21 protein-coding genes are annotated in these 23,248 nt (G+C 64.5%); all 21 read right to left on the minus strand.

What is annotated here, in order from left to right; translation table 11 throughout:
* Positions 1–148: 148 nt before the first annotated feature.
* Positions 149–862 carry a hypothetical protein gene (locus BJQ95_RS15780; RefSeq protein WP_130176078.1) on the minus strand — a complete coding sequence of 238 codons (714 nt, stop codon included), beginning with the start codon at positions 860–862 and terminating at the stop codon, positions 149–151.
* 2 nt (positions 863–864) lie between these two features.
* Positions 865–1,428 (minus strand): hypothetical protein, encoded by a 564-nt coding sequence (locus tag BJQ95_RS15785; RefSeq protein WP_240694559.1) that lies wholly within the window; start codon positions 1,426–1,428, stop codon positions 865–867.
* A gap of 95 nt (positions 1,429–1,523) precedes the next feature.
* Positions 1,524–2,579, minus strand: coding sequence for a type IV pilus assembly protein PilM (gene pilM, locus BJQ95_RS15790; protein WP_130176076.1), 1,056 nt, complete (start codon positions 2,577–2,579; stop codon positions 1,524–1,526).
* 35 nt (positions 2,580–2,614) lie between these two features.
* Complete coding sequence (locus BJQ95_RS15795; protein ID WP_205750014.1) at positions 2,615–3,502, minus strand: A24 family peptidase; 888 nt, start codon at positions 3,500–3,502, stop codon at positions 2,615–2,617.
* Positions 3,499–5,043 carry a hypothetical protein gene (locus BJQ95_RS15800; protein ID WP_130176075.1) on the minus strand — a complete coding sequence of 515 codons (1,545 nt, stop codon included), beginning with the start codon at positions 5,041–5,043 and terminating at the stop codon, positions 3,499–3,501. The genes BJQ95_RS15795 and BJQ95_RS15800 overlap by 4 nt, the downstream gene beginning before the upstream one ends.
* Positions 5,040–5,723, minus strand: a complete 684-nt coding sequence (locus BJQ95_RS15805; protein WP_256041414.1) for a type II secretion system protein — start codon at positions 5,721–5,723, stop codon at positions 5,040–5,042. Before BJQ95_RS15805 ends, BJQ95_RS15800 begins: the two co-directional genes overlap by 4 nt.
* On the minus strand, positions 5,708–6,301 hold the full coding sequence (locus BJQ95_RS15810; protein ID WP_165384827.1) for a prepilin-type N-terminal cleavage/methylation domain-containing protein: 594 nt from the start codon (positions 6,299–6,301) through the stop codon (positions 5,708–5,710). Before BJQ95_RS15810 ends, BJQ95_RS15805 begins: the two co-directional genes overlap by 16 nt.
* A 134-nt stretch (positions 6,302–6,435) precedes the next feature.
* Positions 6,436–6,921 (minus strand): prepilin-type N-terminal cleavage/methylation domain-containing protein, encoded by a 486-nt coding sequence (locus tag BJQ95_RS19445; RefSeq protein WP_130176072.1) that lies wholly within the window; start codon positions 6,919–6,921, stop codon positions 6,436–6,438.
* Between the two features lie 135 nt (positions 6,922–7,056).
* Positions 7,057–7,533 carry a type II secretion system protein gene (locus tag BJQ95_RS19450; protein ID WP_165384826.1) on the minus strand — a complete coding sequence of 159 codons (477 nt, stop codon included), beginning with the start codon at positions 7,531–7,533 and terminating at the stop codon, positions 7,057–7,059.
* 314 nt (positions 7,534–7,847) lie between these two features.
* Positions 7,848–9,077, minus strand: coding sequence for a type II secretion system F family protein (locus BJQ95_RS15825; protein ID WP_165384825.1), 1,230 nt, complete (start codon positions 9,075–9,077; stop codon positions 7,848–7,850).
* 61 nt (positions 9,078–9,138) lie between these two features.
* Positions 9,139–10,644, minus strand: a complete 1,506-nt coding sequence (locus tag BJQ95_RS15830) for a type IV pilus twitching motility protein PilT (RefSeq protein ID WP_130176071.1) — start codon at positions 10,642–10,644, stop codon at positions 9,139–9,141.
* Between the two features lie 19 nt (positions 10,645–10,663).
* The gene (locus BJQ95_RS15835) at positions 10,664–12,340 is read right to left on the minus strand and encodes a GspE/PulE family protein (protein ID WP_130176070.1); all 1,677 of its coding nucleotides are present in this window, start codon (positions 12,338–12,340) and stop codon (positions 10,664–10,666) included.
* Between the two features lie 273 nt (positions 12,341–12,613).
* A complete protein-coding gene (locus BJQ95_RS15840; protein ID WP_130176069.1) occupies positions 12,614–13,294 on the minus strand; it encodes a hypothetical protein in 681 nt (226 codons plus the stop codon).
* 75 nt (positions 13,295–13,369) lie between these two features.
* Positions 13,370–14,194, minus strand: coding sequence for a hypothetical protein (locus tag BJQ95_RS15845; protein WP_130176068.1), 825 nt, complete (start codon positions 14,192–14,194; stop codon positions 13,370–13,372).
* 221 nt (positions 14,195–14,415) lie between these two features.
* On the minus strand, positions 14,416–15,972 hold the full coding sequence (locus tag BJQ95_RS15850) for an IS1182 family transposase (protein WP_130178737.1): 1,557 nt from the start codon (positions 15,970–15,972) through the stop codon (positions 14,416–14,418).
* Between the two features lie 320 nt (positions 15,973–16,292).
* Positions 16,293–17,000 carry a hypothetical protein gene (locus BJQ95_RS15855; RefSeq protein WP_130176769.1) on the minus strand — a complete coding sequence of 236 codons (708 nt, stop codon included), beginning with the start codon at positions 16,998–17,000 and terminating at the stop codon, positions 16,293–16,295.
* 255 nt (positions 17,001–17,255) lie between these two features.
* On the minus strand, positions 17,256–20,144 hold the full coding sequence (locus tag BJQ95_RS15860) for a bifunctional diguanylate cyclase/phosphodiesterase (RefSeq protein ID WP_130176768.1): 2,889 nt from the start codon (positions 20,142–20,144) through the stop codon (positions 17,256–17,258).
* 93 nt (positions 20,145–20,237) lie between these two features.
* Positions 20,238–21,452, minus strand: a complete 1,215-nt coding sequence (locus BJQ95_RS15865) for a hypothetical protein (RefSeq protein ID WP_130176767.1) — start codon at positions 21,450–21,452, stop codon at positions 20,238–20,240.
* Positions 21,449–21,886 (minus strand): hypothetical protein, encoded by a 438-nt coding sequence (locus BJQ95_RS15870; RefSeq protein ID WP_256041415.1) that lies wholly within the window; start codon positions 21,884–21,886, stop codon positions 21,449–21,451. The genes BJQ95_RS15865 and BJQ95_RS15870 overlap by 4 nt, the downstream gene beginning before the upstream one ends.
* Entirely contained in the window at positions 21,883–22,740 is an 858-nt protein-coding gene (locus tag BJQ95_RS15875; protein WP_130176765.1) for a hypothetical protein, read from the minus strand. Before BJQ95_RS15875 ends, BJQ95_RS15870 begins: the two co-directional genes overlap by 4 nt.
* Positions 22,737–23,099, minus strand: a complete 363-nt coding sequence (locus BJQ95_RS15880; protein ID WP_240694640.1) for a hypothetical protein — start codon at positions 23,097–23,099, stop codon at positions 22,737–22,739. Before BJQ95_RS15880 ends, BJQ95_RS15875 begins: the two co-directional genes overlap by 4 nt.
* Positions 23,100–23,248 lie beyond the last annotated feature (149 nt).

The raw sequence follows: 23,248 nt of genomic DNA on the forward strand, positions 1-23,248 counted from the left end.
GCACTCCTCGTGAGCCTCGCGGCCGTAGCTCTGTGGTGCCACTGTAGCAACGCGGGGGGTCAAGTCGCCGGAAGCGCGGGGCGCGCGGCGGTTAACCTGTCTCGACCGTCGCTGTCCAGAGTCTGTCCTGGTCGCGCCGGGTTCCGCACTAGCCGGCGGCGACGGCGACTGCCTGGCCTTCTGTCGGCACGAGTACATAAATCAGCCCGGTGATGACGGAGCTGACCGCTCCCGAAGCTGTTTCGCCCTCAGCGGCGTCCACGGCTGTGGTGGTGATACCCGTTACAAGGAACAGCCGTTCTCCAGTCTGGAGTCCGTTCACGAAATTGAGTGCGTTCGCGTATCCTCCGCTCACCGTCACGGTAACGGCCAACGACGCGAAGTTGGTCTCGGTGATCTGCGCACTCGTCACCGGGGGAACCCCGGCGGTCGGGACCGCGGCATCGCTGGAGGTGGGCACCGGTTCGGCGGTCGACGCCGCACTTGGGTCGGCGGCAGCCACGGGAGCCGCCACGGGTGCGTACGGGGTGGCGTCCGTAACCGTGAACCCGTCGAGGGTCACCTGGGTGGCGCCGGCGAGGGCGTCAAGCTGGTTCACGAACGCAGGCATCCCCGTGCCCGACGGCACGGACGCGCTGAGTGGGGCCAGCTCGGCGTTGAGCGCGTCGATGTTTTCGAAGTCCTTCTTGAGTTGGTCGAGCACCGCCGACTGGCCGGCATTCGACGTGGCGACGCTCGCTCGTTCCTCGTTAGCCGCTGCGGCCGCGGCCAGTTGAGGCTGGATCCCAAGGACGAATCCCCCGAGCAGTACGACGACCATCACCATCACGCAACCGATGATCCATAGGCGGTTCTTATCCACGGCTACTCCTGTTCAATCACGAATCGCCGGGCAAAGGCGGCGTCGTTGACGTGCATTGTGATGGCGACGGTGTAGACGCCCGCTTCGTCCCGCGCCATCGATCCGGGCAGCGCATCGGCGTACCCCGGCAGTGTCGCAAGCGAGTTCAACCAGGTGGGCACGTCTGGTAACACGGCGCTCTCGGCCGTGAACGACACCGTGGCCACCCGGGCACCCTGGAGCGGGGCCGTGGGCTGGGCGTAGACGGCAAGCGGCGACGCCGAATCAACGGCAACTGTGCTGATCGTCACGCTGGGCGGCAGGATGGCCTGAACTCCGTCCAGGTATGCCTTCCAGTCGATCTCGGTCGATGCGCCCACCTGCTGAGCCGCCTCCACCAGGTCAACTTCGCTCTGCACGGTCCGGGCTTCAGCGTATTTGGCCTGCTCCGCGAGCAGCCCCGAAGTCAACTCCTGCTCGCTGGCCAATTGCTGCTGCGCCTGGGTTGCGAGCACCATCACAGTGGTGGTGCCCACGAGCACAAGGGCGATCGCTCCGATTACGCCCAGGCCCAATTGACGTCGCACAGCCTTTGCCGCGCGCTGTTTGTGCACTTCCGGAGGAAGTAAGTTGACCCGCGGTTCTCCACCGATAGTGAGCGCATCGGCGTTGTCCCGGCGGCTCATGCGGCTCGCCCCAAGGCAAGCCCGAGGGCGACAGCGAAGGTGGAACCATTGTGGCGAAGGTCCTCAATGGTCAGGCCCCTGCCCAGCCCAACTGTCGCAAACGGGTCACCGACTTCCACGGTGAGCCGGGTCATTTCTGCGAGCGCCTCGGGGAGTCGGTGGAGCTGGGCGCCACCTCCGCTGAGTACGATTTTGTGCACGGCGTCGATCGGGCGGGTATTGACGAAGTAGTTGATCGTGTTGCGCAAGCTAGTCAACTGTTCACTCGCAATCTTGTAAATCACTTCGACGGCCCGTTTGTCCGAGGCCGCTATGGTACCGGTCGCCAGTCCGAGCCGTCGTTTCATGGCTTCAGGCTGCTCAGCCTCAGCGTCGAGGTCGGAGTCGGCATGCAACGCCTGGGTGATATCGTCCCCTCCGTTGGCGATGATGCGCACGAACTGCGGTACACCGTCAATGGCGATAACCACGCTGGTCGTGCTACCACCGATGTCTACAAGGGCGACTGTTCCCGCCACGCCGGGCCTCGAGAGTAAGACCCGGTTGAGGGCGAAGGGAATCAGGTCCACATCGACTGTCGTGAGCCCCGCCAGTTCGGCGGTGGCAACGTTGCCGAGCACCGCCGCCTTGACCGCTGCGATGAGGAGACCGCGAACCATGGGACCGGCCTCACCGTCCACCTCAGCGATGGGGTAGAAGTCCAGCAGCGCATCGCCCACCGGAATCGGCAGCATTTCCTGCACTTCGAACGGCAGAGACTCTCTGATTCGTTTCAATGACATCTTCGGCACCGTGATGTCACGAGCCAGGACACGCTGGTTGCCAACGCCGAGCACGACATTCTTGCTCCTGAATCCGCCTTTAGCCCACAGCTCTTTGAGTGCGCTCGCCACGATACTCGGCTCGGTCACCTCGCCACGGTTCACGGCGCCGTCAGGAAGAACCACTTCGCAATAACGCACCACGGTCGGTGTGGGCTTTTCGGGGTCTACCACTTCGACTGCGCGCAGCGTTCTGCTGCCGATGTCTACTCCTACGACGCTCGTCGCCATTTAGATACTCCTCGTGTGTTGCACTGCCAGATGAGCTACAGGTTGAAGAGCGACAGATAGCCGCTCCAGACGCTGTCGCCAAAAAATATGCCGAACCAGGCGCCAACCAGCATCCAGGGTCCGAACGGAATCCCGCTCTTTCGGGTGGCTCGCTTGGTAACAAGCAGCAGCACGGCGAAAAGCCCCCCGAGCAGAAAGGCGGCAAACGCGCCGAAAACGAGTTCACCCCATCCTTGGTAGCCGAGATAGAGCCCCAACACGCCGGCTAGTTTGACGTCGCCGAATCCCATTCCGCCCGGGTACGCCACAGCCATCACCGCATATGCCAGCCAGAGGGTTGCCAGACCAATGAGACCCCGCAGGAACGACTCAAGGTCGCCGTTGAGGATGCTGGCAGCGCCCAGAAGCGCCACGGCCACGATGTAGCTCGGCAGCACAATAGCGTTGGGCAGTCGATGTACGTCCAGGTCGATGAGCGCGAGGGCAATGCTCACCGCCGCCAGGTAGAGGTAGGCGAAAAGGATGCACACCGCGGCGACGAACTCAGCTGTTGTGGGGCCGCCGGCGTCTGTTGCGAGCATTCCGGTCAGGATCAGGCTGTCAAGTCCAACCTGGAGCGACCCGATGAGCAAGCTACTTGAGGCCCACCAAAAAGCGACGGCGGCGAACATCAGGCCGGTGCCGGCTTCAACGAGCGGATACCGGGTGGAAATCGGCGCCTTACAGGTTCGGCACTTGCCTTGCAAGACCAACCATGAAAGCACCGGGATGTTATCGAACGCCTTGATCCGGCGGCCGCAGGCCGGGCAAGCGCTCGGCGGTGACATGACGGACAGGCCGGCGGGCACCCGGTACACCACGACATTCAGAAACGAACCGATCAGCACTCCCAGGGCCGCGGGAAGGGCCAGGAGCCCGATCACCCGGCGACCTCGCTGTAGCCACCGACTGCCGCCTCAGTGGCGGTGGGCGGCGCATTCCATTTTTGTGCGAGTGAGCCGTTGCATGTCGTCACGCGCAATCTCGACGAGGTGCCATCGGTGTGCACAGCGCTACTGTCAGCGAAGAGACACTTCCCCTGATTGATGATCAGGTAGCTTCCCGCATAGTTGCCCGTGTCCTTTGTTCGCGTCCAATCCTGGCGTACCGACGAATCGCAGGTAGTGAAGGTGAGTTCCACGCTGCCGGATGCCGGTGCGGTCAGGCATTTCTTGGCACCCGAGCCGTCGAACACGTAAATGTCCTGGACGACGCTCGTGGTCGCCGGCAGGACGGGCTCGGTGTAGTACCACTTGTGGTTCCAGTCGAGGTTGGCCCCGGTCCCGGTCGGGTCCTGTTTGCACGGATAAGAGATCATGTAGCCGTAGGTGATCGTTCCGTTGGTGACGTCGGCGCACCGACCGAACTCGCGATAGTTCACCAGCTGATGAGTCCCGTAGCTGGCTGCGCCCGCGCCGATTTCCAGCGATGGGGCGAATGTCCCGCTGCGCCCGTCTCTGACCTTGAGGAAACTGGTGCTGCTGATAGTGCCCGGCGAGAGGTGATAGTTGCTCTGGTCGGTGTTGCTGGAGTTCTGGCCCTGCCAGGTGTAGTTCCCCGTCCAACTCCACAGCTGGTTCCAGCGCTGTGAATCCGTCGGAGCCTTACAGGGCTTCAAGAGTGCATCCTGTGTCCCGCCTCCAGAAGTCGAGGGCCCCGTGATGCACAGGCCGGGAGTCCCCGAACTCGTGAGCTTGAGTTGGTAGTCGACCGTATAGGACCAGAGCTGAAGAGGGGTTTTCGTGCACAGAGCCTTGGCAGTGAATTCCACCTTCGAGGTGTCCGTGGCAGTGACGGCCTCGAGGCAGTAGGTGCTCCCGGTGAAGATCAATCCACCGGCGACGTTGACGTTGGTGATCTTGAATGCATAGATCGCCGAGAGTGTGCGGTTGCCGGCTGTCGCGCTGGCGTTCCCGGGGATGGCTGCGTCCTGCCCTTTCGAGATCACATAGGCGTACCTGGGCACCGTCGCGGTCGACACACCCGCAGTCGCTGAGCAGGCCAAGTCGTTGGCTGCCCGCTGGGCGACGGTCATATTGGTCGGATCCGCGGTGAAGTACTCCACGGTCACGGCGTAGGTGGCTCCGGTGCCATCGGCCGCCACTTGTCCAGCCAAGCTGCAGGGCAATTCGTTCGATGCTCCGAAGACGTGTCCGGCGCTGTCAACTGGCGCTTCGGCGGAGCGGATGATCGCCAGGACGCTTTGCAGGCCCGCCTGCGCCGCGTAGACCGTGCGGGTATTCTTCTGCGCCGTGTACGCGGGCACGGCCTGGCTGAGAATTGCGCTCAACACCACCAGGGACAGCCCGGCGGCCATCACCATGAACATCAATGCCGTCAGCAGAGCGACACCGCTGTCGTCGCCTCGAGCCTCGAGCCGCCGTTCCAGGGTGGAGCGCCATCTGGCTCCCTGCAGAGTGGTCACGGTCGGTATCCCGTCGCGTTGCAAATCGGAGTGTCGCTTACCTTGTTGCCATCAGCGTCCTTGTTGCTGGGCGAGTCAGGCGAGCTATTTCGTGCGGTGAACGTTGTGCTCATCGCGGCTTCCGCCTGGAGCCCTGCATTCCCGGAGTGGACGGTGACGGTGAGTTGCTGCATCTCTGCGCCCGTGAGGTTAGCGGGGGTGAGAGTGAACGGGTAGGTAGCGCCGCCGTCATCGATGACGTTGGTCAGCTTGGTAGTGAATCCCGGCAGCACAACGCCGGACACGTCTTTCCACGACCGAGACTCCAGACGGCTCAAGCTGGGCACAAAACGCCACTGGGTGCATGTCGCGGTGCCAGCGGCGGCAATTCCGGCGGTGCGGAACTCCACGTAGCGAGCCCCGGAGGGACCCGACCCGGGGTAGTTCACTGAATCGGCGTATCGTGCTTGCCGGTCGAAGTTGCCGAAGACGACCAACGTCGAGTTAGATGCCTCCGCCGTCATCTGGGCGCGCGTGGCGCTCTGGGCCAGGGTCACTGTAGTGGTGAGGATCAGGGCGATGAAGATCATGAAGATGCCCATCGCCACGACGAGTTCGAGCAGGGTCATGCCGTCCTCGGAGGCCTCCGGCTGCGGCGGGGCGACGGGGGCAGTGCTCGACGCGGTCACGGGGAGTTCCATTGGAGGTCGGAATGTGCGTCGACCAGGCTCGACACGAGGTAGGAGCATCCGCTTGCAGCACAGCCCGAACCGGCGTTCCACCGCACAACGACGATCACTCGGTTCAGTGGGGTCTGGCCGGTTGGTGGTGTTGCCGGCGGGATTGATGCCGCCAACTTCTTACAGTCCCCGCCTGAGGTCGACATGTAGCACGTACCGAGCAGGGTATACACGGTGTAGTCAGTGCCCGTGCGGTTGACCGTTTGAGAGATCGGAAGGTCAGGCACGGATGCTGCGACAGCACCGCTGTCCCAGCCCATGTAGGTCTCCGCCAGCCCCTTCACGCCGAAGTTGGCGTTCCACGCAACCTCAACCTTGGCCTTGGTACGCCCCTCGTACAGATAGCTCATCAGCGTGGAGGGATCCGTTGCGGCAGATTGAGCGCTGACTCGTTCCATCGCCTCGGTGGCGATAGTCACCGCGATTTGCTGACGCTGCTGAACGGAGGCGCCCTTTTGGCTCGTGATGCTGAGACCGATCGCAGCACTGGCAATGATCCCGATCAGGCTGATCGCGACAATGACCTCGATGAGGGTCATGCCCGAATCGTCAGCGCCTGCGCGCAGACGCAGTGGGTGTGCAACAGACTTCACGGGGATCCTTGCAGAGTGGTCAATCGGTTCGGAAAAGCGGGGCATCGCTGTGGCGACGCCCCGCTTGAGAACAGCCGAGACTACGGGGTCGGGGCGGGCTTGACCCAGGCCTTAAGTCCGCCATCGGCGCTCTGGTACGCCTGGCCTTCGCCTGGAATGTTCGAGTTAGTTCCCACGAGCGTGTAGCTGTTCCCGCCGGTTGCTACCTTGACGACAATTGTGTTGCCTTCGGAGATTTTGAAAGCAACGTTGACCGTTGCCGACGTGACGCCGGTTGCGGCTGTCCCTGCAGAACCGGTTGCAGTTGTTACCGGCGCGAAAGTCGAGTAGCTCCCGTTATGTGTGGTTCCCCAGGTCTCAACGACGACGGCGGCGTTCTTTAGATCCGAGCCGACCGACGCCTCCCAGGCGCTCTGGCGCTGGTTGAGGAACACCGGGATCGCGATCGCGGCCAGGATTCCGATGATGATGACAACTACTAAAAGCTCAATCAAGGTGAAACCGACTTGGTTTTCATCAGGGTTGTTGCGGCGGCGTTCGAGTTTGGCAAGGCTTCGTGCGAGCACAGTGTGTCCATTTCTCTTGGAGAAAGCAATTTTGTGTGTGGGGGCTCACGTTTCTATGTGGTTTCCCCGAGGCGCTGGTGTGCAGAATTGAGGGGCGATGGCGACCCCTCAGTACGCACGATGGGCTGAGGAACGCTAAGGAGTCACGCCCCACTTGGTGAGCCCGCCGCCGGCGCTGCTGTATCCCTGCAAATCGGTAGTGCCAGTGAGGTTGGAGTTCTTCCCCAGGATGGTGTACCCGGTCGTGCCGACGATCGTCATCGTGATCGTGTTGCCGCTGGAGACCTTGAAGTCGACCGACCCGCCGGTAACACCGCCGGTGGTTGTCGTGCCATTGTTGACGACGGCTACTCCCGCTCCCGGGAAGCCAACGTATGAGCCGCCCTTACTTGTCGCGTAAGTTTCCACCACCACTGCGGCGTTCTTCAGGTCAGAGCCGACCGAGGACTGCCACGCGCTCTGGCGCTGGTTGAGGAATACGGGGATGGCGATCGCGGCGAGAATGCCGATGATGATAACGACAACGAGAAGCTCGATCAGGGTGAATCCCACCTGATTCTCGTCGGGGTTGTTGCGTCGGCGTTCGAGTTTTGCGAGGCTGCGTGCGAGCACGGGTGGGTCCAATCATGTGAGGGGAACTGAACTGGCCGGCGGCCCGATCGGCTTCGTTCATCGTGGTTCAGGTCACTTCCCCCTCCCCAGCAACCAGAGCCCCTTCGAAGGTCCTCCCCCAAGCGAGCGGGCAGCATCCGTTGAATTGTTCACCCAAAAGGCAGGCTTGGCTCTGATAGAACTTCCACTATATTAGTGGCTAATTCCCAGCCTATAGCAGCAGTTCGGGGTATTTTCAGACAGAATTTACCCCCGGTTCTGGGGGATGCCAGCTCATCGCGAAACCTGGCGACGGCTGCGCTCGGTGGTGAGTGCTAGTTGACTGCCTCGGAGATGCTGAAAATGGGCAGGTAAAGGGCAATGACCATGCCGCCGATGATCACACCGAGGAACGCGATCATGAGCGGCTCGATCGCTGCCGTGAGCTGTTCGGTTGCCGCCTGGACCTCGTCGTCGTAGAAATCCGCGATCTTGTCGAGCATGATTTCCAGCGACCCGGCGTCCTCTCCGACGGCAATCATTTGAGTCACCATGGCAGGAAAAACCGGCTGCGCGAGCAGCGGGCCGGAGATCGACTTGCCCTGGCGCACAGATTCTGCGACCTCGTTGAGCGCGTTCTCTATGACCCAGTTGCCCGAGGTGTCCCCCACGATCTTGAGCGCCTGCAGGATGGGAACGCCGGCTCCGATCATGTTGGAGAAGTTGCGGGCGAACCGAGCCACGGCGACTTTTTTGAGCAGCGACCCGAAGACCGGGATCTTTAGCATGATCGGGTCTTTTATCTTGCGCACCGCGAGGGTGTTCTTGTTTTTGCTCCACCAAATGGAGAACACGATTCCCGCAACCAGCAGCACCGGAGCGACCCAAACCATCGCCTCCGACAGGGTGACCAGGAATTGAGTGGGTGCGGGCAATTCGCTGCCAAGCCCAGCGAACATGTCCTTGAAGATGGGCACGATGAAGATGAGCATCACCAGCACGGCCACCAACGACATGATCAACACCAGCACCGGGTACGTCAGCGCCGACTTGATGGTGTTGCGCAGCTTGACTTCTTTTTCGAAGTTCGTGGCGATCGATTCAAGGGCACCATCCAGGAACCCCCCGGTCTCTCCAGCACGCACCATGTTGATCATGATCGGTGGGAAGTCCGCGCCGTGCTTGCCGAACGCGTCGGAAATCGACGTTCCGGTCTCCACGTCGTTGCGCACCTGACCGAGGATCTTGGCCAGCGACGGGTTCTCGCTCTGCTCGGCCAGGATATTCAGCGTGCGCAGCAGCGACAGTCCCGACCCGATCATCGTGGCCATCTGTCGGCTCATGATCGCGAGGTCTTTGAGACCGATGCGCTTGCTGAAGCCCGGCAACGAAATCTCGCGGTTGAGGCCGGTGCCGCCGGCAGACTCCGTGATCGAGATCGGCGAGATCGCCATAACGGCCAAACGGGCGGCCACAGCCGATTCGCTGGTAGCATCCAACTTGCCCTTGACGGTCTTGCCCTTCGCATCGCGGCCGACAAACGCCCAAGACTGCGCTGTGACCATCACGCTTGTCCCGCACCGCTGCTGGCGCGGACTCCGCCGCTGAGGATCGCGCTAGTGGGCATCAGAAGGCACTTCCGCCGGAAAAGGCGTCATAGTCGATGCCGTCGCTGGACATGGGTGACGTCGCCGTACCCGTCGCTGTGGGATCGACCCGCCGGATGAGTTGAGCAAGGCCCACCGGGTCTTGCGCCTTCTCTTCGGCCGAGGCCCGGGTGATCAGACCGGCATCGACGAGCTCTGCCAGGTGCTGGTCCATGGTGTGCATGCCCAGGCTACGACCGGCCTGCATGGCCGACGGGATTTGGTAGGTCTTGCCCTCGCGTATGAGGTTCGCGATGGCGGAGGTGGCGAACATCACTTCGGTAGCGACGACCCGCCCGTCGTCGACCCGCTTCACCAGGGTTTGGCAGACAACCCCCTGCAAGGTCGCCGCCAGCTGAGAGCGTACCTGCGCCTGCTGGTGCGGCGGGAAGACGTCGATCATGCGGTCGATGGTCTGCGGGGCGCTCTGGGTGTGCAGGGTGGCGAAGACGAGGTGGCCGGTTTCCGCCGCGGTGATCGCGACCGAGATGGTCTCGAGGTCACGCAGCTCGCCGATGAGGATGACATCGGGGTCCTGGCGAAGCACGTGCTTGAGGGCTGCCGCAAAGCTCTTCGTATCGCTGCCCACCTCGCGCTGGTTCACCAGGGACATCCGGTGCTTGTGCAGGAACTCGATGGGGTCTTCCACCGTGACGATGTGGTCGGCACGCGTGCGGTTCACCTCGTCGACAAGAGCGGCCAGCGTGGTCGACTTGCCCGAGCCTGTCGGGCCGGTGACCAGCACAAGCCCACGCGGCAACGCGGCGAAGCGGGCCACCGCGTCGGGCATGCCCAGCTCTGTGAGCGGCTTGATGATGCGCGGGATCAGTCGGAACGCAGCACCGATCGAGCCACGTTGCTGATAGTAATTGACCCGGAAGCGGGCGTCGTTGGCGGTGTACGCGAAGTCGAGTTCCAGCTCACGCTCGAACTCCATGTGCTGGGACGGAGTGAGAATGCTGAGGAGGGCGCCGGATACTTTGTCGAACGTCCAACGGGGCGCGCCGTCGAGCGGACGCAGGCTGCCGTTGACCCGGAGGTTGGGCGGGGCGCCAACAGTGATGTGCAAGTCTGAGCCGTTGAGGTCGAGCACTTCCTGAAGAGCGCGCAGAAGGTCCTGGTCGGCGGCTGAGGGCGAATCTGTGCGCTGTGTTCGCCGCACGCGAACGGGATCGGCACCCTCCGTTCGAGGTCGGAGCACTCTGACCGCCTCTGACCCTTCCAGCGCGGACCGAGTGAGGTCCGGTGGAACGTCGTCGGTCGACCGCGCTGGCTCAGTATTGGTTCGTGACACCACGACGGCATCCACGGGGTTATCGTACTTGGACTTGAACGGTACTGAATCGGCAGCGGGAGCATCTGCAGGGTCGAGCAGGTACCACGGTACGGGCTCGGCAACGGGGACCGTCGCGGTGGCATCGGTCTCGTCATCACCATGAGGACGTTGCGGCGGTGTCACCGGGATGTCGTAGATGGGCTGGCTCATGTTGGTGTCCCCTTTTGCACTACGCGACCACTCGCAAGATTTCTTCGATCGATGTCAAACCCAGTCGGGCTTTTGCCCAACCGTCTTCCCTGAGGGTGATCATGCCTTGGTCGCGTGCGACGCGGGCGATCTCAGCGCTCGAGGCACGTGCGACGGCAAGCCGCTCGATCTCCTCGGTCACAGTCATGACTTCATGAACGGCCAGCCGGCCTCGGTAGCCGGTCTTCGAGCAGTTGCTGCAGCCGACCGGTTCATAGATGACCGGCAACGGCAGCGCAGGGTCGAACGCAAAGCGCAATCGAGTCAGGCCCTCAGCGGTCAGCACCGACGGCGCCTTGCATTTGTCACAAAGTCGCCGGGCCAGCCGCTGCGCAACCACGCAGTCGATGGCCGAACCGACCAGAAAAGGTTCGATGCCCATCTCAGTGAGCCGGGTGATGGCACTCGGTGCGTCGTTGGTGTGCAGGGTCGACAGCACGAGGTGGCCGGTGAGCGAGGCCTCGATGGCGATCTGCGCGGTCTCGTGGTCGCGGATCTCACCCAGCAGCACCACATCCGGGTCGCTGCGAAGGATGGAGCGCAACGCACTCGCAAACGTGAGGCCCGCTTTAACGTTCACCTGCACCTGGTTGATGCCCGCCATGCGGTACTCCACCGGGTCTTCGACCGTGATGACGTTGACCTCCGGTCGGGCGACCGCGCCGAGGGTGGTGTACAGGGTGGTGGACTTGCCCGAGCCGGTGGGGCCGGTGATCAGGATCATGCCGTACGGCTTGGAGTAGGCGGTCTTGTACGCCTCAAAATTGTGCTCGAGTAGGGCCAGCGCCCGCACGTCCAGGGTGGTGCTGGAGTTGTCGAGGATTCGCATGACCACCTTCTCGCCCCACACCGTAGGCAGCGTCGCCACGCGTAGGTCGATTTGCCGGCCCGCGTGCCGCACCGTCATCCGACCGTCCTGGGGTTTGCGGCGTTCGGCAATATCGATGTCGCTCATGATTTTGAGCCGGGAAATGACACCGTTTTGGATACTTTTGGGGGCGGTTTGCATCTCGTGCAGCACCCCGTCAATGCGATAGCGCACCCGCAGGCTATGTTCGCCGGGCTCGATATGGATGTCGGACGCGAGGTCCTGGATGGCCTGACTGACGAGCAGGTTCACAAACCTTACGATCGGGGCGTCGTCGTCCCCCGCGTCGGAGACGCCGAAAGACGCGCTTTCCGCGGCGGCTGCGGAATTCTCCTCTTCGAGGGTGGTGGTGAGGTCGCTGAGTTCGCCGTCTGCACGGTGGTAGCGGCTGATGGCGGCGAGCAGGTCGGAGCGTTCGGCGACCACCTGGGTGACACGCATCCCAGAGGCCTCACGCACATCGTCGACGGCGAAGACATTGCCGGGGTCGACCATGGCGAGGACCAGCCGACTGCCGTCGATGAGTACCGGCAGCACCTCGTGCCGACGGCAGACTGGTGCCGGCACCAGGGCGACCGCCAGTCGGTCGACGGGGTAATCGGCGAGTTCCACAAACGGCAGATTCGCCTGGGCGGCTCTAGCCTTCGCGAACTGCACCTCGGAGATGACGCCATCTGCCACGAGCTTGCGCACGGCTGTTTCGTCGGCTGGGTCCCCTGCCAGAAGCGTGTCCAGGACTTCGATGGGCAGCAAGCCGTGCAGAATCAGGATCTCCGTGAGAGTCGCCATGAGAACTTTCCTCTACGGGATGTGGCTGCTGGGAAACGGAGCGCACGCAGCTGTGAACCAGCGCCCGAATGAGATGACGAATAACCTATCCCAGGCCCGGTGTGGAGGCGAGAACCACCTTTGGGGGCCAAGGTCTTTGCCCGGCCAACCCGGTTTTATCCGCGGGGTCGAGGTCTATCTGTACCTTAGCGGCTGGGTCGCCGGATGCGCGCATGCCGAGCCCCCATCGGCGCGCGCCTTCGCGCTACCCAGACCCGTTCCACGGCCCACCGGTCAGGCGCCGGCCCAGATGGTGTCGATCATGTCGTGGGTGTAGCCATCCGGGCCCGCGTTCACCCAGACCGTGGCCAGCCAGATGCCGCCGCGCAGAAAGTGCGACTGGCCGAAGTTGTCGGTGTCGGTGGTGGTTTCGGTGATGCAGCGCAGCCCCCCGAGCTCTTCATAGCACTCCATGCCGAGCGCTCGGAGGCGGGCCTCCACCGCGGCGGTCTGCGCCTCGGTGACCCAGACCACGTTCGTGGCCACGCCGGTGCCGGAGGGCCCGACCGGGCTCACCCAACGGCAGCTGAGGTGTTCGGTGGCGTTGATGACGGCCAGCAGCTCGGGGTCGTCGGCGCCGTCGCTCACGTCAGCGCCGGGCTCGGTGGTCCACGGCGGGTTGAGCGCGAGGTCACCGAACGCGGTGACCATCGCGGGGCTGTAGATCTGATCGCACGACGCGGGCTTGGGCGTGCCGGGGGCGATCTCGGCGGTGGGCGCGATGACGGGAACTGGTTCCGGCGTCGAGGTGGGCGCCGGCCGGCCGGCCTCGGTGACTTCGGGGGTGTTCGCGGGCCAGGGCATCGAGACCACCCACACGGCGGCCGCGATGACGAGCACGGTCACGAGACCACCGATGATCAGCAGCACCAGCTGGCGGCCTGGTGTGATCGTCGGCGTTCCGTGAACGGGCATGCGGCCTCCCTGAGCGCGATCCTCCTGGAGGATTTTGCGCACAGCATAGCCCGGACCGGGCGAGGCAGGTGCGGGTTAAGCGCCGGCCCAGATCGTGCCGACCATGTCGTGGGTGTAGCCATCAGGGCCCGCGTTCACGTAGTGCGTGGCCAGCCAGATGCCGTCGCGCAAGAAGTGCGACTCCCCCGCGATGCCGTCGCCGCTCTCGGCCGATTCGGCCACACAACGGATGCCGCCGAGCTCTTCGTAGCAGCTCTGGCCGAGAGTGTTCAGGCGCTGGTGGGCCGCCTCGGACTGTTCGGGGGTGACGAAGACCACGTTGGTGGTGAGTCCACTGTCGGACCCGCCGCCCTCGCTGCCCCAGATGCACGTGAGGTGTTCGGCGCTTTGAATCATGCTGGCCAGCTCGGAATCTTGCGTTCCGGCCTGCATCGCGGCCTGCGGGTCGGAGGACCAGGACGGGTTGAGCGTGCGGGTCTCGCTGAAGGTCGCCATCATGGCCGGGCTGTAGATCGCCTCGCAGTTCGCCGGGTGCGGGCCGGCTGGCGCGCTCGCGGTGGGGGCGGCACTGGCCACGGCGAGCGGCTGGGCCGTCGCGGACGGCGTGGGGCGGGTGCCCGGCAGGGTGTCGCTGCCCGACGGAGTGCCCGCTCCCCCGCGCCAGACCACGAGCACCACGATCAGGGCCACGACCAACAGCACGCCGACCGCGCCGAGGGCGAACCACAGCGGGCGGCGGGACGGTGAACCGGTCGGCATCGTTGCAGCACCCATGGCGGTGACCCCCTCAGAGAATTTCCCCCAGCCTAGCGGCCGCGGTGGGTTGCCCCGGATGCGGTTGGGGGGGTTTCCCGCCGGGCCGATGCGGAGCATGATGGTGCCGAGCCACCGTGTGTTCATGACTCCTTGTTGCGCGACCTAGGAGGGCGCTGAATATTAGGGGTCCAGTTGCCTCGGCGAGTTCTTAGAGTGTTTTTTTGCTCCGCTGTGGGGCTTTGTGCGGTCGACTGAGCGATCGGCCACGATGGTGGGATCTCGCGTCGGGGCTGATCGATGGGGCCGTAGTGGGCGGCTCTGCCGCCTGGGACCGTGCGCCGAGGTGGTCCTCGTGCGTCGGGGTGTTATCCAAGGGCCCAAACCCCGTTCTGGCTGGTCAAACCGAGGTTGAGGAGCCGTTTGAGATTGATCGCGGCAGCACGGATCACCCACCCCGCATTGTTCTTGGCAACGCCGCGGTAGCGGACCCGCCGGGCCCCGCGCGTCATCCACGCCAGCGTCCGTTCAATCATTGGACGGTGCTGGCGATAAAGGGCTTGAAAGTCCGGGTCCTGAGCGGTGACGCGGTGCTCCCGGCGAACCTGATCCAGCGGATGAATCTGCATCTTCTTGCCGGACTTCGCGGTGGTGCACTGCGCCATCAGCGGGCAGGCCTGGCACGAACTACCAAAACTGGCCCGTCGTTTCGGGCTGAGCGACCGGACGTTCCCGGCCGGGCAGGTCACGGTCTGCAGGGTTTCATCCACGGTGAAGTCATCGATGGTGAATCCGCCCGGAACGGCTCGGCCCAGCGGCATCGGCTTGATGATCGGCCGGTGCCCAGCGGCATGAATCTCGGTCAGGAGCCCGCCGCTGCCATAGGCCGAATCACCCAGCACGTCAATGTTTTGCTCACCGATGCTGACGTCGGCCGCGAGCAGCTCGCCGCCGCGAGCCGCGTCGCTGTTTTGCGAACCAGAGGCTTTCGTGAGCATTGCCGCCGTCACCAACCCGGTGTCGGGCTCCGCGTTGACGTGGGCTTTATAGCCGTCGATCTTTTTCTGGCGGCTCTTGTGCGCATGGCGGGCATCAGGATCGACGGTGGAAATCACCCGGTCGGGAGCGACCCGGCGGGCGATCCGCCACCGCCCGTCGGTCCCGTCGGACCCGTCGGCGGGTTCCACGTCTTGGCCGGCGACCAAGGCAAGCAGCGCGACGGTTTCCTGCTGCTTCTTGTTGAGGATATGGACGTTGATGCTGCCCAGCAGAGCGAGAGCATCGGTGACCAGGCGGGAGACGAGCTCGTCGCGGGCGTCGCGGTCGTCCCACGCAATGTCGGGCTTGCCCGGCTGGGAGTAATCATGGCCGGTCAAGCCGGCGACGCTCACGTCCGCGCCGGGGATCTCCCGGCCAACACGGCGGATCTGTCCGACCAGCTGCGTGACGGTGTCCTGCCGGGCAACCGCATCCTCCAAAATTGTTGAGTCCAACGCCCGGCGTTTGCGCCCCGACAATGCTCCGGACTGGGCAATGACCGCGGTCACGGCCTCAAAAATGCGGTGCGGCCGGTCACTGGCAGCCAAGCGTTTGCGCCAATAGACCAGCACGGTCGGGTGGAAAGAGGTTTCAGTCAGCGCGAACCCGCAGGCGGCTTTCCACCGCAGGTCATACGTCAACGCCTCGGCCGCTTCCCTGTCGGAAAGGTTGTGCAGTGTTTGCAACACCATCACCGACGCGATCACGTCCGCCGGTATTGACGGGCGGCCGTTCTGCGAGGAAAACAAGTCCGCAAACGCATCGTCGGGAAACAGCTCCCGACGGTGCGCTGCAAGGAAAGCGAACACCGATCCAGGCGGAAGCAAGTGCCCCGCTACGGCATCGACATCGTAAATCTCACGCTGACCATCATCACAACCCTGCATCACCCCAGTCTTAACGACCAAGAGCCGACCCGCCGCAGGCGCGCCTTAAATAAGCGACACCCGCACCCAAAGTTGTTCAGCGGCCTCCTAGTCCGCACTGTCTGTCACACGGTGGCTCCTCGCTGGTTGAGCGTGTCGAAACCATGCCTCGCTGGTTGAGCCTGTCGAAACCACTCCTCGCTGGTTGAGCCTGTCGAAACCACGCCTCGCTGGTTGAGCTTGTCGAAACCACGCCTCGCTGGTTGAGCTTGTCGAAACCTGGTGACGTGCGTTGAAAGGTCGGCTTACGGGGTCTCGACACGCTGGACCCACGACGTAGGTCAGCCCTCGGGCCAGAGGTTGTTCACGATGTCGAGTGTGTATCCCTCAGGACCGGCATTCGAGTACTCCGTCGCCACCCAGATGCCGTCGCGCAGGAAGTGCGACTCGCCGAAGTAGCCCTCGTCGTTCGAGCCCTCCGTGGTGCAACGCAGCCCGCCCTGTTGTTCGAAGCAACTGTCGCCGCGGTCGGCCAGATGGGCCTGGATCGTGGCACTGTCTTCGGAGTCCACCCACACCACGACGGTGGAGACGCCGGCTCCGGACGGCCCCTCGGGCATCCCCCACTGGCACAGGAGGGAGTCATTCGCATCGATGACTCCCTGCTGCACGGGGTCATCCTCGCCGATCTTCATGTCATTGTCGAGCGCGTCCAGCCACGCCGGGTTGAGTTCCATTCTGCCGAACGCGGCAACCATTTCGGCGCTGTACAAGTCGTCGCAGGATGCCGGCTGCGGCGTTACCGGGGCGGCTGAACTGCCCGGCGCGGGGGTTGCACCGGCACCGTTGCCGGTGGCAGGTGTGGTCGGCGCGACGGTCGCTGACGGCGTGGGCCGGGCCGCTTCGGTGGCGGCCGGGGTGACGCCGCCGCGTGGCCAGAACACTCCGACGAGGATCGCCGCGACTGCGAGCACCGCAGCAAGCACCCCGACGATCACCCACAGCCGGCGTTTCGCCGGAGGGGGTGCCGATTTTGGCGCAGCGCCCATGAGTGACTTCCTCGCGGTTATCGCACAGCATAGTCCGACGGCTGGTCAGCGCTACTGGCCGATCGCGGGATCTCGACACGCTCGATCAACGTTGGGGCGGGATCTCGACACGCTCGATCAACGTTGGGCAAGTCAGGGGCTCGAGCGGCCCGCGCCGTTCTTGCCCGGCCCAGGAAGGATCAGCACGAATTCCTCTCCGCCGAAGCGGCAGAAGAGAGCCTCGCGGCCGAAGGCCAGATGCTGTTGGTTCGCGGTTCACGTGCGAAAGAGGACCGCGGGGGACGCGCTGGGCGCCGGCTTCGAGAAGAGGTAACCCTGGCCGTAGCGGCAGCCCATCCCCTGCAGCAGGTCTCGCTGGTTGGTGGTCTCGATGCCCTCGGCCACCACATCCAGTTTCAGAGAATCCGCCAGCCGGAGTATGCCCTCCACGATCGCCCGATCATGGTCGGACCGTTCGAGGTCGCGTATGAACGACAGGTCGATCTTCAGCAGGTCAACGGTGAACGCGCGCAGGTGTGTGAACGACGAATAGCCGGTGCCGAAGTCGTCGATGGCGAGTCGTACGCCGAGGGCGCGCAGCTCCTGGAATGTCCGGGCGGTGGAGTCGATCGCCTCGAGCACAGCGCTCTCGGTGAGCTCCAGCCAGAGCTGGTCGGGGGGTAGACCCGAATCTTCGAGCGCGCGCCGGACGACCGCACCGAAGTCATCCTGCACGAACTGCCGGGCCGACACGTTGACGCTGACGGCCACGCCTCGTTCCAGGGCGGTCGCCGCGTGGCAGGCCTGGCTCAGCACCGTCGTCCCGATCCCCTTGATCAGACCGACCTCTTCGGCAATCGCGATGAAGTCTCTCGGGAAGACCAGCCCGCGCTCGGGCCGCCGCCAGCGCGCAAGGGCCTCGGTGGCCACGACTCGGTGTTCCTGCAGGTCAACAATCGGCTGATACCACGTCTCGATCTCGCCCAGGGCGACGGCATCGCGCAGAGCCAGCTCGGTGTCGAGCCGCTGGTGAATGCGGTAGCGCAGGTCGTCGTCGAAGACCTCATAGCGGGCGCGGCCCCGCCCCTTCGCCTGGTACATCGCTTGGTCCGCGTTGCGCAGCAGCGACTCGGCGTCGTCGTACCCGAGCCCGAAGGCGATGCCGATGCTGGCGTCAACGGATGCACTCTGCTCGCCGATCAGGATCGGCTCGGCGATTGCCTTCTGGAAGGTGGCCGCGATCTTGTGCACGTCCCGGCTGCTGCCGACATCTTGGCAGATGACCACGAATTCGTCCCCGCCGATGCGGGACACCGTATCGGTCGCCCTGGCGTGCTGGCGCAGACGGGCTCCCACTTGCAACAGGACGGCGTCGCCGGCGTGATGGCCGAGACTGTCGTTGACGAATTTGAACCTGTCGAGGTCGATGAACAGCACGGCGACACCGGTTCCGTGACGCGACGCCTGGAGGAGAGCCTGGTTCAGCCGGTCGAGCAGCAGCAGCCGGTTGGGCAGGTTCGTCAGCGGGTCGTGGAAAGCCAGGTGCTCGACCCGCGCTTCGGCCAGGCGTCGGGCCGTGATGTCCTCGAGCTGGTACAGGAACCCGCTGGCCTGCTCGACCTCGTGGATCTCGGCGATGCTTACCTTGACCCAGGTTTGCTCGCTGTCGTCGCGTCGCATCCGACGGTCCATGCGGCGGCCGGTGGGACCGTCCGCGCCGCCGGCCGCGGACTCTGCGCCATCACCGTCGTTCGCCGGCATGAAGATCGTCTCGATGGGCTCGTTCAGCACCGGGGTGAACGGCCCGGCAAGCTCAAGGAGCCGTTTGTTCGCTGCGAGTACAGTTCCATCGATCGACACGATGGCCGTTCCGAGCGGCGACGAGGCGAAGGCTGCCTCGAAGCGGGCGCTCGCCGCCGACGCCGCGTTTTCGGCAGTACGGAGCGCGGTCACGTCGGTGACGCTGGCCAGGTGCCCGATCACGCCCATCGCGTCGGTCACCGGGGCGGTGCTCACCTGCACCCAATTGACCTGCCCGACGGGAGTGCGGAATCGCAAGGTGGTCTCATAGGGATCCCCGGCGGCGACGCTCTGTTGCCATTCGTGGCGAACCCGGCCGGCGTCGTCGGGATGCATGGCCGTGGCCCAGCCGTCGTGTCGCGATTGGTGCTCGGTGAGCCCGGTGAGTGCGAGCCACTGGTCGTTGGCAGTGACGAGCCCGCCCGCGGCATCCAGCTGCACGATGCCCACCGGTGCGATCTTGATCAGCGTGTGCAGTGTGTCGGCCGTTTCCGCCAGCTGACGGGTACGGGAGTTGACGGTTTCCTCGAGAGTGTGATTGGCCTCGGCGAGGGCGTGCATGGCGGCGTCCCGCTGGCGATCGAGCGTGCGCAGCCGGCGAGCCGCGATCCAGGCCAGCCCCGTGCCGAGCACGGTCATGGTCGCGATCAGGATGGCGACGCCAAAAAGCGTGTCGTACCAGCCCAGGTCCCGGCCCGCCAAGTCGAGCAGCCCCAGCACGAACGGACCGAGGACGAGCACCGGAATGACCGGGCGGAGCATGTGTCCCGCACTGCCCGGGTCGCGCAACAACGCGATCAGACCGCTGGCGGGACGCCGCAGCAGGATCGACAGCGACAAGACCGCCAGCCCGAGCGCCGTGGGCAGCGCCATGCTCGCGAATCCGCCGACGCTGTAGAGAGTGGAGACGCCGTAGGCGTAGCCGAGAACCGCGATCAAGCTGATCGTGAGCGCGCCGAGGGCCAGTCCGAGCATCACGCTGGCGCGGGAGAGCCGACTGGCGATCACTGATGCCCCGAGCAGCATCAGCGATACCGCCGTGGCCGGCGCCATGCGCGCGGCTTGGCCGTCGAAGTCGATTCCCAGGTCGTCGATTCCGAGCGATACCGCGAAGATGAACTCCGCCAGGGTGAGCGCACCAATCGCGGAAACGGCGAGGCCCAGGACCAGGGGTACTCGGCGCCGGTCGAGCAGTATCACGGCAGCCGAGACCAGAATGAAGGCCACGGCGGTCATCGGTTTGACCAACCACAGGCCGACGATGGCCTCGGGGATCGTTCCGAATCCGACGTACCAGCCGATGAGCACGATCACCCCGACGGCCCCGACGACGGCCGCCCCGATGTGACTGGTCAACCGCATCATGTGCCTCTGCTCCCGATAGGCAGGAGCGCCGGTCGTCCCGAGAATTCTATCGGCCCGCCGCTCGTCGCTGGGTTTCGACTCGGGACCTTCGAATCAGGGCGTGCGCACGAGGGACGTCACATCGCGCCTCATCGACACCGGATACTCCGTCGTGGGGGTTCCGATGCGGAGGAGCATTTGGATCGTGTGCCCGTCGGGCGCGTATTCGTCATGAATTGCCGCATAGGGCACTGCCATTGTCGGGTATTCCTGCAGGACCTGGCTCAACGGTTGCATGACCAGGCCGAGGGTGCGGGCGTGGAGGCTGATCTGCGCGTACAGGATCCCGGCCTCGACTTGCTCCGACCGGGTATTGCCGGGCGTACTGACGAGTCCGTATGCGGCCGTGTGGTCCACGCCGGCCTCGGTGAGAGCGATCGCGTTCCTGGCTCCGGCAGCATCGTCGTTTAGCGCAGGAAAGACGGTGAGGAGACCTTGCAGGAAGTACTTCTTGACTCCGGTGGTTCCCTGACCCTCAACGGCGAATCCCGAACGCGCCTCGTTCTTGGCTTGCTCCGTGCCGTGGAACACTGCAGCGCTCTCCGCTGTGGCGGCGCGGTGCTGAGTCTCGATGAGGGTTCCCTCGACGCCGAATGCTCCGAGGGTAGTCAGGTCCTGTTGGTCGCTGAGTATGGAGACACTTGCCGCAGAGCCCTCGGCGAGGGCCGTCAACGCGTCCTTCTGCGCCACGGTCAGGGGCGCTGCCGTGTACGGGGCACGATTGGTGTCAGAGAGGAACAGGGACGGGTAGTCCTCGGTCGCCACGGAGGAGTCCTTCGCCAGGGTCACCCGAGCCACCGGCTGCTGGCTCATCGACGTCTCCAGGTCGTTCTCGTCATAGCTCCCGTCCGGGAACAACTCGAACGAGGCCGAGTACCCCAGCTCCGCCGCCGCGATCCGGAGGTAGGCGAGAAAGGCTCCCTGCGAAACCATGGTCTGCCGTGCATCCGGATCGACGGCCGGGGTGAGTCTGCTCGGGTCGGCGTACAGGTCGAGAACGCCGGCATCGGCCTCATCGAGCACCACGTTCCACGGCTGCATGTTGTGCCCGCTGGGCGCCAAGACCGCGTGGGCGACCACCTGCATCCGAGCGTCGGTCGACCGCTGGTAGTAGGTCGCGCTCCACGGCTCGAGGTAGGTCGAGGGAACGAAGACCCCACCGACGGTCAGGATCGCCCCCAGACCCAGCCCGAGCACGCCGGCCACCGCCCCGATCGTGATGAACACGATCCGTCGGGCACGGTGCTTCTTTGGCGTGTGGTCGTTCAATGGTGATACTCCTTCTGCGAGGCGTCGATGATTGCTGGGCTGACACCAAGAAGAACGAGCACGCCGATGAGCTGGAGGGCGCCGAGTGCAAAGTAAACGGCCTGCAGGAAGGAGTACTCGCTCATAATCGCGAGCTCGACGAAAATCCAGATCATCATGCCGAATCCTGCGACGGCAGACAGCACCAACCCCTCAGCGCGCCTCAGCTGGAGGGCGAGGGCAGCCGCGAGTTGGGTGCCCCCGACGACGACTCCCAGAATCAGGCCGGGCACAAGGTATGACACGAAGGGGCTGCCCTCGAGGTACCGGAGTGGGACTCCCCCGCCATTCGCCGCGACGCCGAGAACGCCGCCGCCGAGCGCGGAAAGTGCGCCGAAGTAGAGCAGCACTGTGAGTGCCCGGCGAACAGCATACTGAGGGATCACGGGCGTCACTGGCGCTCGAGGTGCAGGGTCGCGAGGAACCAACTCAGCACCCCGACGAGGATCGCCGCAACGATACCGATCGGAATCATGGCGCCCCACGACGCTGGTTCCTGCAGGGTCAGCTGCACGAATGGCGTTGTCAGAATCGGCAGGCAGGTCAGGAGCAGGAAGACGAGGAAGGCCGCCGCGATCGGGTAGGCGAACGCCCGCCGGCGCAGGAGCCCCACACCGGTCCACACGGCTGCCGGGAGAAAGAACGCGTAGTCGAGGATGTGGACGGGGTTGGTGGGCAGCGCCAGGTCTATGACGCTTTGCGGCCTCACGCCATTGAGCAGGGCGGGCAGGTCCTCGGAGAGCCAGAGCAGACCGAACAATCCGGCCACCGCCAAGAGAGTCCACGCCGCCACGACAGCGGCACGATTGTGCGTAAAACGCCCTGCCGAGCTCTGCCGGTTGATGGATGCCAACCCGCCGATCAGGGCGAAGAGGCTCAGTCCGAGCACCCCGACCCACACCGGGAAGATCGGACCGAACGGTATCGAGAAGGTGTAGATCACGTAGCTGTAGACGGTGAACGCCACCGCCCCCAGGCAGAGCAGGCCCGCGCGATACGACCCGCGCAGAGCCAGAACGGCGCAGAGCACGATCAACGGCGCAACCACGACCGCATTGATGATGTCCTGTGCCAGCGCCTGGAACAGAAAGGCCGAGGTCAGGCTGATGTAGCTCCCCTGGACCGAGAACCCGACCACGCTGCCGACGAAGGCCAGGGCGGCAGCGGCGATCGACAGACCCAACCAGGTTCTGGCCGCGGCGTTCGCCCGGTGCTGGTCGACCGCGTCAGGTGCAAGGTGCGCAGTCATGGCCGGCCCCTGCCTCCGACATCCCGCACCTTGAACACGGGGAAGTCAGCTGCGATGCTCTCGAACGCCGCCACCGGCTCCGACCGATCGACCGGAATGTGCGGTCGGGCTCCCGGTGCCTGCGCCAGAAAGGCTTTGAGAATCGGTGGGCGAGCAGCCACGGGAATCTCGTCCAGCAGCACCTGTCGCCTGCGTCCCGCGCGGATGACGGCGCTCCCATTCGCGGCCCGCACGTTCCGCACCCATCGCGAGCCCTGGCCCAGCATCGACACCACGTACTCGCCGCCGTCGTAGCGGGCGACCACCAGCGGCAGGGTGAGCAGGGTGCGCGACTTCGGATTGACCGTTTCGAGGCTCACAGCGCCATGGCCGACGATACCGAGTGAGCACAGCCGCGCGCTGACTCGGTTCAGGAACCGCGCCCACCGGTTGGGGCGTCCGCCGGCGTACATCTGCCGGAGGGAGTCTTCACGATTCACAATCCACCGCGTTTTTTAGAGATGAAGTT

Origin of the sequence: Cryobacterium sp. SO1 (genome assembly GCF_004210215.2) — a bacterium.
Classification (GTDB): domain Bacteria; phylum Actinomycetota; class Actinomycetes; order Actinomycetales; family Microbacteriaceae; genus Cryobacterium.

Bases quoted from the DNA above. Each gene is read 5' to 3' on its own strand.
- pilM (WP_130176076.1), bottom strand. From the start codon at position 2,579: ATGGCGACGAGCGTCGTAGGAGTAGACATCGGCAGCAGAACGCTGCGC.
- BJQ95_RS15805 (WP_256041414.1), bottom strand. From the start codon at position 5,723: ATGGAACTCCCCGTGACCGCGTCGAGCACTGCCCCCGTCGCCCCGCCG.
- BJQ95_RS15810 (WP_165384827.1), bottom strand. From the start codon at position 6,301: ATGACCCTCATCGAGGTCATTGTCGCGATCAGCCTGATCGGGATCATT.
- BJQ95_RS15825 (WP_165384825.1), bottom strand. From the start codon at position 9,077: ATGGTCACAGCGCAGTCTTGGGCGTTTGTCGGCCGCGATGCGAAGGGC.
- BJQ95_RS15830 (WP_130176071.1), bottom strand. From the start codon at position 10,644: ATGAGCCAGCCCATCTACGACATCCCGGTGACACCGCCGCAACGTCCT.
- BJQ95_RS15835 (WP_130176070.1), bottom strand. From the start codon at position 12,340: ATGGCGACTCTCACGGAGATCCTGATTCTGCACGGCTTGCTGCCCATC.
- BJQ95_RS15840 (WP_130176069.1), bottom strand. From the start codon at position 13,294: ATGCCCGTTCACGGAACGCCGACGATCACACCAGGCCGCCAGCTGGTG.
- BJQ95_RS15845 (WP_130176068.1), bottom strand. From the start codon at position 14,194: ATGAACACACGGTGGCTCGGCACCATCATGCTCCGCATCGGCCCGGCG.
- BJQ95_RS15850 (WP_130178737.1), bottom strand. From the start codon at position 15,972: ATGCAGGGTTGTGATGATGGTCAGCGTGAGATTTACGATGTCGATGCC.
- BJQ95_RS15855 (WP_130176769.1), bottom strand. From the start codon at position 17,000: ATGGGCGCTGCGCCAAAATCGGCACCCCCTCCGGCGAAACGCCGGCTG.
- BJQ95_RS15860 (WP_130176768.1), bottom strand. From the start codon at position 20,144: ATGATGCGGTTGACCAGTCACATCGGGGCGGCCGTCGTCGGGGCCGTC.
- BJQ95_RS15875 (WP_130176765.1), bottom strand. From the start codon at position 22,740: ATGACTGCGCACCTTGCACCTGACGCGGTCGACCAGCACCGGGCGAAC.